Genomic DNA, 12,278 nt, shown 5'->3' on the forward strand with positions numbered 1-12,278 from the left:
AACGTCGCGCCATTGCTATCTTTGACGGATTGTCCTCTGGAGCTTGTCATGCCTCGTCTGTCGCGCCTGGCCCTGTTGTTGTCGCTGACCTTCGCCGCCGGCCACGCCGTCGCCGGCCCGGAAGAGGACCAGCGCGCGCGTAACGCGGTGCGCGTGCTCAACGAGATCATGAAGATCCCCGAGCAGGCGATCCCGGACAAGCTGCTCGACGAGGCGCGCGCCATCGTGGTCATCCCCGACACGCTCAAGGCCGGGCTGGTGATCGGCGGCCGGCGCGGGCACGGCCTGATGTCGATGAAGAATGCCGATGGCAGCTGGTCGCAGCCGGTGTTCGTCAAGCTCACAGGCGGCAGCATCGGCTTCCAGGCCGGCGTGCAGTCCTCCGACGTGGTGCTGGTGTTCCGCAACGACCGCAGCCTGGACAACATCGTCAACGGCAAGTTCACCCTCGGTGCCGATGCCGGCGTGGCCGCCGGCCCGGTCGGCCGCAATGCCGCCGCCGCCACCGACGGCCAGCTCAAGGCCGAAATCTGGTCGTGGTCGCGCGCCCGCGGCCTGTTCGCCGGCGTGGCGCTGGACGGTGCGGTGCTGCAGATCGACGATGCCGCCGACCTCAACGCCTACGGTGGCGGCGCCACCCCGCGCATGATCTTCGAAGGCCGCACCAACGAGCGTGCCTCCACCGACGTGATCGCCTTCCGCGACCGCCTGGAAGAGGCGACCTACACCGCACGCGCCAATCGCGGTACCGATGGCAGCGCCGACGATGGGGCCAGCGCGCCGCGTCCGGCAACGCCGCCGCCGGCACCGGCGACCACTACGCCGCCGCCAGCGGTGAACGAGGCCAGCACCGTGCCGATGCAGCCCAGCACGACGCCACCGCCGCAGCAGGGCTTCCAGCCGGTGTCCGATGGCGAAATCCGTACCGAATCGCTGGACGGCAACCGCTGACAGGCTGTCATCCCCCTGCGCGGTGCGCTGGGGTATCCTGCGTCTTCCTTCTTCTTCAGCAAGCGAGCAGATCATGGGCGGTTTCAGCATTTGGCACTGGCTGATCGTGCTGGTGATCGTGTTGCTGGTGTTCGGTACCAAGCGGCTCACCAGCGGTGCCAAGGATCTCGGCAGCGCGGTCAAGGAATTCAAGAAAGGTATGCACGACGACGACAAGCCGGCCGGCAAGCTCGGTGACGACACCCGCACGGCCGAGCAGGCACGTGAGGCGCAGGCCGAGCGCGATCGCGACGCGCGTTGATCCGGAGCGGCGTCGGTGTTTGACATAGGTGTTGGCGAACTGACGCTGATTGCGATCGTCGCCCTGGTGGTGCTCGGTCCCGAGCGCCTGCCCAAGGCGGCCCGGTTTGCCGGACTGTGGGTGCGCCGCGCGCGCATGCAGTGGGATTCGGTCAAGCAGGAGCTGGAGCGCGAGCTGGAAGCCGAAGAGCTCAAGCGCAGCCTGCAGGATGTGCAGGCCTCGCTGCGCGAAGCCGAAGACCAGCTGCGCACCAAGCAGCAGCATCTGGAGCAGGGCGCCCGCGCGCTGCACGACGAGGTGGGGCGCGATATCGATATCCGCAGCCCGGCCACACCGGTGGCGACACCGCTGGAGCTGGCGCACGCGGATCTGTCGGTCGGGGCAACTGCCACGTCGGCAGCAGGCGCTGCGGATGCGGCCGACCATGAGGCCGCACCGGTCATTGCCCAGGCCCAGCCGATTGCGCCGGCGCCCCATCAAACCTCGGTACCGGCCCCGCACGACACCGTGGTGCCGGCGCCGAATGCCGCGCATCTCAGCAGCACCGGCGCGCAGGCGCCGGCCACCGCCACGCCGCTGGAGCCGAGCACGCTGAAAGCGCCGAGCGAGCCGACCGCGCCACACAAGATCCAGGAGAAACAGCCGTGAGCCTGTTCGACGACGCACAGGCCGAAAGCAGTCTGATCGAGCATCTGGTCGAATTGCGCGCGCGCCTGGTGCGCGCCCTGATCGGCCTGGGCGTGGTGCTGCTGGCGTTGCTGCCGTTCTCGCGTGCGATCTATTCGTGGCTGGCCGCGCCGCTGATTTCGCAGCTGCCGCTGGGGCAGACGATGATCGCGATGAACCCGGCCGGTGCGTTCTTCGCACCGCTCAAGCTGACCTTCTTCGTGGCGGTGTTCGTCAGCGTGCCGTGGCTGCTGTACCAGGCCTGGGCCTTCGTGGCGCCGGGCCTGTACCAGCGCGAAAAGAAACTCGCATTCCCATTGCTGGCCTCGGCGGTGGCGTTGTTCTACATCGGCTGCGCGTTTGCGTATTTCCTGGTGTTGCCGGCGGTGTTCCACTTCCTGACCACGTTCAAGCCGGACGTGATCGCCATTACCCCCGACGCCAATTCCTACCTGGATTTCGTGCTGGCGATCTTCTTCGCCTTCGGTGCGAGCTTTGAGCTGCCGGTTGCACTGGTGATCCTGGTGCTGCTGGGCTGGGTCAGCCCCAAGCAGCTGAGCGAAGGCCGCGGCTATGCCATCGTCGGCATCTTCATCCTGGCCGCGGTGCTCACCCCGCCGGACGTGGTCTCGCAGCTGATGCTGGCCATCCCGATGTGCCTGCTCTACGAGCTGGGTATCGTCGCCTCGCGCGCGGTGGGGCCGAAGCCCGCCTAGCGCTTTTGCCGCGGTGAGGCGCGCCGATATGCAGGCGCGCAACCCGGCATCACCCGAACGCAATCACCCCCGTAGGAGCGCACCCGGGCGCGACTGGGCTCTCCTGAGGAAAGCTTCGTCGCGCTCAGGCGCGCTCCTACGGGGTGGGATGGTCAGGCGGCGAACACGTTGGCGCGAGCGAGGGCGTTCCCGGGGGACGCTTCATCGCGCCCAGGTGCGCTCCTACGGATCAGGGTTTCGTTGTCAGCACATTGCCGGTCAAGGCGATCAGGCGGCGAACACATCCGGGCGCGACGGTGCCGTGGGCTGCGCGGTTGCGCCTGCGTGGGTGAACATCTGCTTCCAGGCGGCGTACACCGAGCCGGCGAACACCGGCATCAATACCGCCATCAGCAGCAGCTGGGCCAGCCACATCGCCACGGTCTGCCCGGCCACCAGGCCGACGATCAGCGCCACGATCATCACCGCAAAATAGATGGCGAAGATGGCGATGAAGGCCAGCACGAAGAACACCAGCATCGCCGGCAGGTTGTGCAGGCTGGCGCGCAGGCTCTCGCGCAGTGCATGGCCGCCGGTGCTGCGGTCGAACATCACCTGCGGCGGCATCACGAACAGCGCCAGCGTCATCGCCGCGAAGGTGGCGATGGTCAGCAGCAGCCACAGCAGGATGCGTCCGGCCGGCAGGCTGGCGGCCAGCTGCTCGATCTGCACCGGGTCCGGCTGCGCGCCGGACTGGCTGATCTGGTTGATCTTGATCATCACCTCGGACAACTGCTGCAGCCCGCTGGCGCCGATCATCACCAGCAGCAGCACGCCCAGCAGCAGGCCGGCGATCAGCTGCGGCAGCAGCGACACCAGCAGATGCGGCGCGCGGCCGTCCTGCAGGCCGTGCAGCAGATGCGACGGCTTGGCGATGCGGCCTTCGTCGACCTCGCGGATCGCCCACAGCAGGCCGCCCATGAACAGCGGGCCGGCCAGCACCAGCAGGAACTGCAGGGCCGGGCCCAGCAGCGGTACCAGCACCGACAGCGACACCACCAGGGTGGCCGCCACGCTCCAGATCACCCCCAGCGAGCCAAGCGCCAGCGGCGCCCGCTTCAACAGCGAGAAACCGGTCAACAGCCATTCTGCGCCGGCAGACGCCGGCACCTTGCGGATTTCGCTCATTCCCATTCCGGATCGATACGCACCGGACCATCCGGCGTGGCGCGATTATCGCTGCTTTTGCGTGTGTGCGGCGGGATGAGTGGTCACTGTTTGCAGGCCGCGTGCGTGATGCACGAACCGGCGCAGCAGCTTGCGGGCGATCGGCGCGGCGGTGACCTCGCGGGCGACCGTGCGGGCGCAGTGCCCGTGGCGGGCAATGCACTCGGCGCGCGCCTGCACATAGCCGCGCATGTGGTGGGTGGCGAACTCGGGGTGGAACTGCACGCCCCAGGTGGCCTGCCCCCAGCGGAAGGCATGGCAACGGTCCTGCCGCGAATGCGCCAGCACGATGGCCCCGTCCGGGGCGCGCACCACGGTTTGCATGTGCGTGGCGTGCGCCGGGAAGTGCGCCGGCAGGCCGGCAAACAAGGGGTCCTGCTCGGCCGGTGGGTGCAATTCCAGCGCGATGGTGCCGGACTCGCGCCCGGCCGGGTTGTAGTCGACTTCGCCGCCCAGTGCATGCGCCAGCAGCTGGTGCCCGTAGCAGATGCCGAGCAGCGGCATGCCCTGGTGGGCGGCATCGCGCAGCCAGGCGGCACTGCGTTCGCTCCAGTCGGCGCGGTCGGTGACGTAGGCGGCCGAGCCGCTGACGATGGTGCCGGCAAAGCCGCCGCGGTCGGGCAGGCGGCCGCCGTTGGCGACATCGACGGCGACGGTCTCATGCTCGGCCAGCCCGGCCGCGACGCGGATCCAGTGCCGAAAACGGCCGTATCGCTTCATCTCCGGCACGGGATGCCCGGTTTCGATGATCAGGAACGGCAAGGCGGACATGCGGACGGAAATCCAGCAGCGACTGATGTGCCCGATTGTAGGCAGCTCCAGGCGGTTTTTTTCAAGTGGCGTGCCAACGCATGCAGCTAAGGTTATTCCGGATGGCTATGTGCTGATGGCTGGGGGGCGGGGCGCTGGTTACTTGCGCTGTGTGGATGTAAGAGCAGTAATGGCTGAGATGGCTTGTGCCACGTCGGTTGCCGACTCGGTTGCCGCGGTGATCGTGCGCCGCTGATCTGGTTGTATTCGGCCGTGCCGTGTACCTGGTCAATGGCGAGGCCGAGCCCCTGCCAATGGCGCAATGTGCGTGCCGACGTACCCTCATCCGCCCTTCGGGCAGCTCCTCCCGGTGGGAGAAGGGAGCAAACGGTGGGAGAAGGGAGCGAGCCCCTCTCCCGCCGAGCGAGAGGGCATGGCCTGCGCGCCACTGGCGCGCGTGCCTTGGAGCGCCCGCGTCGCAAACGTGGGCCGGGCCGGGGCGCGGAGCGGGGGTTGGGGTGAGGGGCGCCTGTGCCGATAACCGTGCAAGTCCCAGTCGATCCGCCTAGTCCCGCGGCGGCAACACCGACAACACCTCTTCCACCGTGGTCAGCCCGGCGGCGACCTTCTCCAGGCCGGTGCGCCGCAGCGTGCGCAGGCCCTCGCCACGCGCGGCGTGGCTGAAGCTGGCCAGGTCGGTGTCGGCGCGGATCAGGCTGCGCAGGCGCGGGCTCACCGGCAGCAACTCGTACAGGCCGACACGGCCTAGGTAACCGGTGCGGCGGCATTCCAGGCAGCCGACCGGCGCGTGTACGTTCAGCACCTGCGGCAGCGCTTCGCCCGGCTCGCGGATCGCCGCCCACTCGTCGTCGCTGAGCGTATGCGGGCGCTTGCAGTGCACGCACAAGGTGCGCACCAGCCGCTGCGCCAGCACCCCGTTGAGCGTGGACGCCACCAGGTAATGCGGCACGCCCAGGTCCAGCAGGCGGGTGATCGCCGAGGCAGCGTCGTTGGTGTGCAGCGTGGACAGCACCAGATGCCCGGTGAGCGAAGCCTGCACCGCCATCTGCGCGGTCTCCAGGTCGCGGATCTCGCCGATCATGATGATGTCCGGGTCCTGGCGCAGCAGCGTGCGCACGCCGCTGGCGAAATCCAGGTCGATGTTCTGCTGTACCTGCATCTGGTTGAACTCGGGCGCGATCATTTCGATCGGGTCTTCCACGCTGCATACGTTCACGTCCGGCGTGGCCAGGCGCTTGAGCGTGGAATACAGCGTGGTGGTCTTGCCCGAGCCGGTCGGGCCGGTGACCAGCACGATGCCGTGCGGGCGCTCGACCAGCGCGCTCCAGCCGGCGGCCTCTTCCGGGCTGAAGCCGAGCTGCTCGATGCTCTTGAACGCCGAATCCGGGTCGAAGATGCGCATCACGCACTTCTCGCCGAACGCGGTGGGCATCGTGGACAGGCGCATTTCCACCTCGCGCCCACCCGGCGACCGGGTCTTGATGCGGCCGTCCTGCGGGCGGCGGCGTTCGGCCAGGTCCATGCGCCCGAGCACCTTGATGCGGCTGACCACCGCGGTCATCACCGACGGCGGCACTTCCAGCACCTTGTGCAGCACCCCGTCGATGCGGAAGCGCATGCGCCCGGCCTCGCGACGCGGCTCCAGATGGATGTCACTGGCCCGCTGTTCGTAGGCGTACTGCAGCAGCCAGTCGACGATATGCACGATGTGGTGGTCGTCGGCATTGACGTCGCCGGCGCGGCCCAGTTCCACCAGCTGCTCGAAACTGGGCAGGCCGGCACCCGGTTCGGCGCTGCGCACATCGCCGCGCGCGCCGCGCACCGACTGGGTCACGCCGAAGAACTCCATCGTGTAGCGATGCAGGTCCAGCGGGTTGATCAGCGCCAGCTCGATGCGACGCCGGCTCAGATGCTGCACGTCGGCCAGCCATTCCAGCGCCAGCGGCTCGCTGGTGGCGATCAGCACGCGCTCGGCGTCCAGCGCCAGCGGCAGGATGCGGTGGCGGCGCGCATACGCATGCGAGACCACACCGGTGACCGCGGCCACATCGATGCGGGTGGGATCGATGCGCAGATAACGCAGGCCGGTGCGGGTGGCCAGCCATTCGGTCAGCCGTTCCAGCCCGAGTTCGCCGGCCGGCGGCTGCGCGGCATGCAGCTTGAGATTGGCCAGCAGCACCAGCGGATGCACCTCGCTGGCATTGCGTACGCCGGCGGCGGAGAACTGCACGCGCTCGTGTTCGTGCGGCACCACCATGCCATCGGCGAGCAACGCGGCAGCCACCGGGTCGAACATCAACCGGCCGCGCGGCAGGATCGCCGCTGCGCTGTCTGGATCGGCCGTACGCCGCTGTTCCATGTTCGATGTTCCCCTGCGGCGGTGCTCCGCGGCAAAGCGCTGCGGGTCGGCCGGTATACTAGCGCACCCCTTCCGCACGGCCTTTGCTGCATGTCCGATTCCCGGCGCGTTCCGATCACTTTCCAGGGCCTGATCCAGACCCTCAACCAGTACTGGGCCGAGCAAGGCTGTGTGCTGATCCAGCCGCTGGACCTGGAAGTGGGCGCAGGCACGTTCCATCCGGCCACCTTCCTGCGCGCGCTGGGACCGGAGCCGTGGAATGCGGCCTACGTGCAGCCCTCGCGCCGCCCCACCGATGGTCGCTACGGCGAAAACCCCAACCGCCTGCAGCGCTACTACCAGTACCAGGTGGCGATGAAGCCCAACCCGGACAACATCCAGGACCTGTACCTGGGGTCGCTCAAGGCCCTGGGTATCGATCCGCTGGTGCACGACCTGCGCTTTGTCGAGGACAACTGGGAATCGCCGACGCTCGGCGCCTGGGGCCTGGGCTGGGAGGTCTGGCTCAACGGTATGGAAGTCACCCAGTTCACCTACTTCCAGCAGGCCGGCGGACTGGAGTGCAAGCCGGTGCTGGGCGAGATCACCTACGGGCTGGAACGGCTGTGCATGTACCTGCAGAGCTGCGACAACGTCTACGACCTGGTGTGGACCTACGGCCCGGACGGCACACCGGTGAGCTACGGCGATGTCTACCACCAGAACGAGGTGGAGCAGAGCGCCTACAACTTCGAGCATGCCAACGTGGCCGAGCTGTTCCATCGCTTCGACGCCTGCGAAGCCGAAGCCAGGCACCTGGTCGAGGTCGGCCTGCCGCTGCCGGCCTACGAGCAGGTCACCAAAGCCAGCCATGCGTTCAACCTGCTGGATGCGCGCCGCGCGATCAGCGTGACCGAACGCCAGCGCTACATCCTGCGCGTGCGCGCGCTGGCGCAGGGCGTGGCGCAGGCGTATTACGCACAACGCGAGAAGCTGGGCTTTCCCGGAGTGAAGAAGTAACCAAAGCCTCTCTCCCCCGGGAGAGGGGTTGGGGTGAGGGGACGGAGGCGCAGTCCTCCTGCACCCAGACTCCACAGAGCTTCGCCGGTCCCCTCATCCGCCTCTTCGAGGCACCTTCTCCCGACGGGAGAAGGAACACGCAAGCTTCTCTCCCCACGGGAGAGGGGTTGGGGTGAGGGGACGAGGTGTGGCCCTCCTGCACCCAAACTCCACAGAGCTTCGCCCGTACCCTCATCCGCCCCTTCGGGGCACCTTCTCCCGACCGGAGAAGAGAACACGTAAAGGTCCACGTCTTATGAGCGAACAACTTCCCCTGCTGATCGAACTGGGCACCGAAGAGCTGCCGGTCAAGGCGCTGCCGGGTCTGGCGCAGGCTTTCTTCGATGGCGTGCTGCACGGTCTGGAAAAGCGCGGCGTCGCGGTCACCCGGGGTGATGCCAAGCCGCTATCCACACCACGCCGCCTGGCGGTGCTGCTGCCGGGCGTGGCCACCGAGCAGCCCGAGCAGCGCTCCGAAGTGCTGGGCCCGTATCTCAACATCGCGCTGGATGCCGAGGGCAAGCCGACCAAGGCGCTGGCCGGTTTCGCCGCCAAGGCCGGGATCGACTGGACCGCGCTGGAGCGCACCAGCGACGCCAAGGGCGAGCGCTTCGTGCACCGCGCGGTGACGCCGGGCGCGCGCACCGCCGACCTGCTGCCCGACATCCTGCGCGAGGCGATCGCCGCGATGCCGATCCCCAAGCCGATGCGCTGGGGCGCGCACGAATACGCCTTCGCACGGCCGGTGCAGTGGCTAGTGCTGCTGTTCGGCGACAGCGTGGTTCCGGCCGAGCTGCTGGGCGTGCGTGGCGATCGCCTCAGCCGCGGGCACCGCTTCATGCATCAGGGCGAGGTATCGCTGGCGGCACCGGGCGACTACGTCGAGGCCTTGCGCGCGGCGCATGTGCTGGTGGATGCGGACGCACGCCGTGCGCGCATCGTCGAAGAGGTCGAAGCCGCCGCCAGGCAGGCCGGCGGCAGCGCACGCATCAGCGACGACAACCTGGAGCAGGTGGTCAACCTGGTCGAATGGCCGTCGGCGGTGCTGTGCAGCTTCGAGCGCGACTTCCTGGCGGTGCCGCAGGAAGCGCTGATCGAAACCATGGAGATCAACCAGAAATTCTTCCCGGTGCTGGACGACGGCGGCAAGTTGACCGAGCAGTTCATCGGCATCGCCAATATCGTCTCCAAGGACGTAGCCGAAGTCGCCAAGGGCTACGAGCGGGTGATCCGTCCGCGCTTTGCCGATGCCAAGTTCTTCTTCGACGAAGACCTCAAGCAGGGCCTGGAGGCGATGGGCGCGGGTCTGGCCAGCGTCACGTATCAGGCCAAGCTGGGCACGGTGGCCGACAAGGTGGCGCGTGTGGCGGCGCTGGCCGAGGCGATCGCGCCGCAGGTGGGCGCCGATCCGGCGCAGGCGCGTCGCGCTGCGCAGCTGGCCAAGAACGACTTGCAATCGCGCATGGTCAACGAATTCCCGGAGCTGCAGGGCATTGCCGGGCGTCATTACGCCAAGGCCGCCGGTGAACCGAGCGAGATTTCGCTGGCCATCGACGAGGCCTACCAGCCGCGTTTTGCCGGCGACGACATCGCACTGTCGCCGCTGGGCAAGGTGCTGGCGATTGCCGAACGGCTGGATACCTTGGCTGGTGGCTTTGCGGCCGGTTTGAAGCCGACCGGCAACAAGGACCCGTTCGCGCTGCGGCGCAATGCCCTGGGGCTGGCGCGGACGGTGATTGAGAGTGGGTTTGATCTGGACCTCAAGGATCTGCTCTATCACGCCTACAGCTCTGCAAAACAGTCGATGTCTGAGGTTGTGCTGCGGCAGAAAAAAGATGTTGCAGACAAAGCACGTGCGTCAGGTGTAGATGCCCCCACGTCACATGCGAATCAGCGATCGCTGCATTTGGAAGAATTGGCTGAGCTCTTCGACTTCATCCTCGACCGCCTACGCGGCTACTACGCAGACAAGGGCGTTCCTGCCACCCACTTCAACGCGGTCGCCGCACTGTTCTCGGTCGCGCCCGAGGGCGCTCCTACAGGGCTCGTAGAAGCGCACCTGGGCGCGACCCACGGCTCCCTCTACGACTTCGACCGCCGCATCGATGCGATCGGCATCTTCGCCACGCTGCCTGAAGCCGAAGCCCTGGCCGCAGCCAACAAGCGCATCCGCAACATCTTGCGCAAGGTCGAGGGCGAGATCCCCGGCGACATCGACACCACGCTGCTGCGCGAACCGGCCGAAGAAGCCCTGGCCGAAGCGGTGGAAGCGGCCATCGGCGATACCGGCGATGCGCTGCACCGGCACGACTACGTCGCCGTGCTCGCACGCCTGGCGCGGTTGCGCCCGCAGGTGGACGCGTTCTTTGACGGGGTGATGGTCAACGCCGAAGACGCGCAATTGCGCGCCAATCGTCTGGCCCTGCTGAAGAAGCTCGGCGACCGCCTCGGCAGCGTCGCCGCCATCGAGCATCTGTCCAGCTGATGGCTGCGTCCGCCGGCGCGGTGCACTGGCAGACCGCGCAGGCCGCGTTGGCACGCCGCGACCTGGCTGTGGCGGCGTCTGCGTTGCAGGCGCTGCTGGAGGTGGAGCCGGCGCATGTGTCGGCCCGCGTGCTGCTGGCCGGCACCGTGCTGGCCAACGGCAGGATGCGCGAGGCGGTTGTGCAGCTGCGGCTGGCCGCAGGCGATCTGGGCGACGACGTGGCGATGCGTTGCCGCGTGGCGCAGGCCTTGTTGCGGGTCGGCGAGCATCGCGCACTGCATGCCTTGCTGCGGCACCCGTCGGTGATGCGGTGCCAGGACGGCGCGACCTTGGCCTTGCTCGCGCACGTGCATCAATCGCTGGGCGAACATGTCGACGCACTGGCGATGATGCAGCGCGCGCAGGCCTGCGGATTCGATGGACCGGATTTCCGGTTTTTTCTAGCGGTGCAGTTGCAGTTCAATGGTCGCCTCGATGAAGCGGCGCAGGCGCTGGAGCATGCGCTGGCGCACACGCCCGGCTATGGCCGCGCGGCGTTGACGCGTGCGCGCCTGCGCCGGCAGAGCGCCAGCAGCAACCATGTGGAACAACTGCGTCAACAGTTGCAGCTCGCCAAGCCCGACAGCGAAGATCGCGCCGGGCTGGCGTTCGCGCTGTACAAGGAGCTGGAAGACCTCGGCCAGACCGAGGCCGCCTGGGACGCGCTACAGCACGGCAACGCGGTGATGCATGCACGCCTGCGTCATGACGCCGAGGCCGAGGCGGCGTTGTACGCGCAGCTGGGTGCGTTGGCCGATCAGGGCCTGTTCGCCGCGCAGCAAGCCCCCGTCGCACACGGCCCGCAACCGATCTTCGTGCTCGGTTTGCCGCGCTCGGGCACCACGGTGCTGGAGCGGATGCTGGGCAACCATTCCCAGATCGTGTCGGCTGGCGAGTTGAACGACTTCGGCCATCAACTGCGCTGGGGCACCGACCAGGCCGGTCGCAGCCTGCTGGATGCGCGCCTGCTGCAGGCCTTGCCGACGCTGGACTACGCGCAGATCGGCGCGCGTTACCTGGAACAGACGCAATGGCGAGCCGGATCGGCACGCTGGTACATCGACAAGCTACCGGCCAATGCAGTGGCGATCGGCGCGATCGCGCGCGCCTTGCCGGGGGCATTGATCGTGCATCTGGTACGCGAGCCGATGGCGGTGTGCTTCTCCAATTACCGCGCGCTGTTCGGTGATTCTTACGCCTACAGCTACGACCTGCACACGCTGGCGCGCCACTATCAGGCGTATCACGCCCTGATGGCGCAGTGGCGCGCGGCATTGCCGGGCCGGGTGGTCGATGTGGACTATGCGCAGATGGTGCGCGATCCATCCGCGGTGTTGCAGCAGTTGATGACGCGCTGTGGGCTGCAGATCGAGCCCGGGCAGATCGATATCACCAGCAATGCGGCCGCGTCGGCCACGCTGAGCAGCGTGCAGGTACGCGAAGGCGTGCATGGGCGCAACGTCGAAGAATGGCGGCGCTACGCCACGCAGCTGGGGCCGCTGCGGCAGGCCTTGTTGCGTGCCGGCCTGATCCAGACCGACGCACGCTGACAACGGCCAGCGAAACGACGCGGAGACGCCGCCGCGATGTATGCGCTATGCCCGCAATCGAAAACGCCTGGGTGTCGCCAGCCTCGTCGTGTCTGGCCACTCCAAGTCCGCCCACTCGCAGCAGCGGCGATCCCCAAGCGCTCGATCCAAAAACGCTTGTCTCAAAACGCCAACGGCAGCCCCGTGGCTGCCGTTG

The 12,278-nt window shown here is 67.7% G+C and carries 10 protein-coding genes; 7 read left to right on the forward strand and 3 right to left on the reverse strand.

Going from position 1 to position 12,278, the window contains the following annotated elements; all coding sequences use genetic code 11:
* Window positions 1–48: 48 nt before the first annotated feature.
* The 4 genes from DYQ94_RS17790 to tatC all read left to right on the forward strand — a co-directional run bounded on the left by DYQ94_RS17790 (window position 49) and on the right by tatC (window position 2,634).
* Window positions 49–951, forward strand: coding sequence for a lipid-binding SYLF domain-containing protein (locus DYQ94_RS17790; RefSeq protein ID WP_024937602.1), 903 nt, complete (start codon window positions 49–51; stop codon window positions 949–951).
* A gap of 73 nt (window positions 952–1,024) precedes the next feature.
* Window positions 1,025–1,252 (forward strand): Sec-independent protein translocase subunit TatA, encoded by a 228-nt coding sequence (gene tatA, locus DYQ94_RS17795; RefSeq protein WP_016904256.1) that lies wholly within the window; start codon window positions 1,025–1,027, stop codon window positions 1,250–1,252.
* Between the two features lie 15 nt (window positions 1,253–1,267).
* Entirely contained in the window at window positions 1,268–1,900 is a 633-nt protein-coding gene (gene tatB / locus DYQ94_RS17800; protein ID WP_126965083.1) for a Sec-independent protein translocase protein TatB, read from the forward strand.
* Window positions 1,897–2,634: a twin-arginine translocase subunit TatC gene (gene tatC, locus DYQ94_RS17805; RefSeq protein ID WP_024937600.1), complete on the forward strand. Its 738-nt coding sequence runs from the start codon at window positions 1,897–1,899 to the stop codon at window positions 2,632–2,634. Before tatB ends, tatC begins: the two co-directional genes overlap by 4 nt.
* A gap of 267 nt (window positions 2,635–2,901) precedes the next feature.
* Here the strand turns inward: tatC and DYQ94_RS17810 are convergent, their stop codons facing one another.
* From DYQ94_RS17810 to DYQ94_RS17820, 3 genes are all read right to left on the reverse strand, one after another.
* Window positions 2,902–3,801: a BPSS1780 family membrane protein gene (locus DYQ94_RS17810; protein WP_016904253.1), complete on the reverse strand. Its 900-nt coding sequence runs from the start codon at window positions 3,799–3,801 to the stop codon at window positions 2,902–2,904.
* Window positions 3,802–3,846: 45 nt separating this feature from the next.
* On the reverse strand, window positions 3,847–4,611 hold the full coding sequence (locus DYQ94_RS17815; protein ID WP_115510014.1) for a glutamine amidotransferase: 765 nt from the start codon (window positions 4,609–4,611) through the stop codon (window positions 3,847–3,849).
* A 544-nt stretch (window positions 4,612–5,155) separates the two neighbouring features.
* Entirely contained in the window at window positions 5,156–6,970 is a 1,815-nt protein-coding gene (locus DYQ94_RS17820) for a GspE/PulE family protein (RefSeq protein ID WP_054591723.1), read from the reverse strand.
* A 90-nt stretch (window positions 6,971–7,060) separates the two neighbouring features.
* Here DYQ94_RS17820 and glyQ point away from each other — a divergent pair, with 90 nt between their 5' ends.
* The 3 genes from glyQ to DYQ94_RS17835 all read left to right on the forward strand — a co-directional run bounded on the left by glyQ (window position 7,061) and on the right by DYQ94_RS17835 (window position 12,082).
* Window positions 7,061–7,969 (forward strand): glycine--tRNA ligase subunit alpha, encoded by a 909-nt coding sequence (gene glyQ, locus DYQ94_RS17825; RefSeq protein ID WP_039513568.1) that lies wholly within the window; start codon window positions 7,061–7,063, stop codon window positions 7,967–7,969.
* Between the two features lie 295 nt (window positions 7,970–8,264).
* Entirely contained in the window at window positions 8,265–10,493 is a 2,229-nt protein-coding gene (glyS, locus tag DYQ94_RS17830; RefSeq protein WP_126965084.1) for a glycine--tRNA ligase subunit beta, read from the forward strand.
* The gene (locus DYQ94_RS17835; protein ID WP_126965085.1) at window positions 10,493–12,082 is read left to right on the forward strand and encodes a tetratricopeptide repeat-containing sulfotransferase family protein; all 1,590 of its coding nucleotides are present in this window, start codon (window positions 10,493–10,495) and stop codon (window positions 12,080–12,082) included. The genes glyS and DYQ94_RS17835 overlap by 1 nt, the downstream gene beginning before the upstream one ends.
* Window positions 12,083–12,278 lie beyond the last annotated feature (196 nt).

The organism is Xanthomonas sp. LMG 8993, assembly GCF_009835065.2.
GTDB lineage: Bacteria > Pseudomonadota > Gammaproteobacteria > Xanthomonadales > Xanthomonadaceae > Xanthomonas > Xanthomonas arboricola.

Excerpts from the sequence above, each read along its gene's own strand:
- DYQ94_RS17790 (WP_024937602.1), top strand. The coding sequence starts at position 49 with ATGCCTCGTCTGTCGCGCCTGGCCCTGTTGTTGTCGCTGACCTTCGCC.
- tatA (WP_016904256.1), top strand. The coding sequence starts at position 1,025 with ATGGGCGGTTTCAGCATTTGGCACTGGCTGATCGTGCTGGTGATCGTG.
- DYQ94_RS17810 (WP_016904253.1), bottom strand. The coding sequence starts at position 3,801 with ATGAGCGAAATCCGCAAGGTGCCGGCGTCTGCCGGCGCAGAATGGCTG.
- DYQ94_RS17815 (WP_115510014.1), bottom strand. The coding sequence starts at position 4,611 with ATGTCCGCCTTGCCGTTCCTGATCATCGAAACCGGGCATCCCGTGCCG.
- DYQ94_RS17820 (WP_054591723.1), bottom strand. The coding sequence starts at position 6,970 with ATGGAACAGCGGCGTACGGCCGATCCAGACAGCGCAGCGGCGATCCTG.
- glyQ (WP_039513568.1), top strand. The coding sequence starts at position 7,061 with ATGTCCGATTCCCGGCGCGTTCCGATCACTTTCCAGGGCCTGATCCAG.
- glyS (WP_126965084.1), top strand. The coding sequence starts at position 8,265 with ATGAGCGAACAACTTCCCCTGCTGATCGAACTGGGCACCGAAGAGCTG.
- DYQ94_RS17835 (WP_126965085.1), top strand. The coding sequence starts at position 10,493 with ATGGCTGCGTCCGCCGGCGCGGTGCACTGGCAGACCGCGCAGGCCGCG.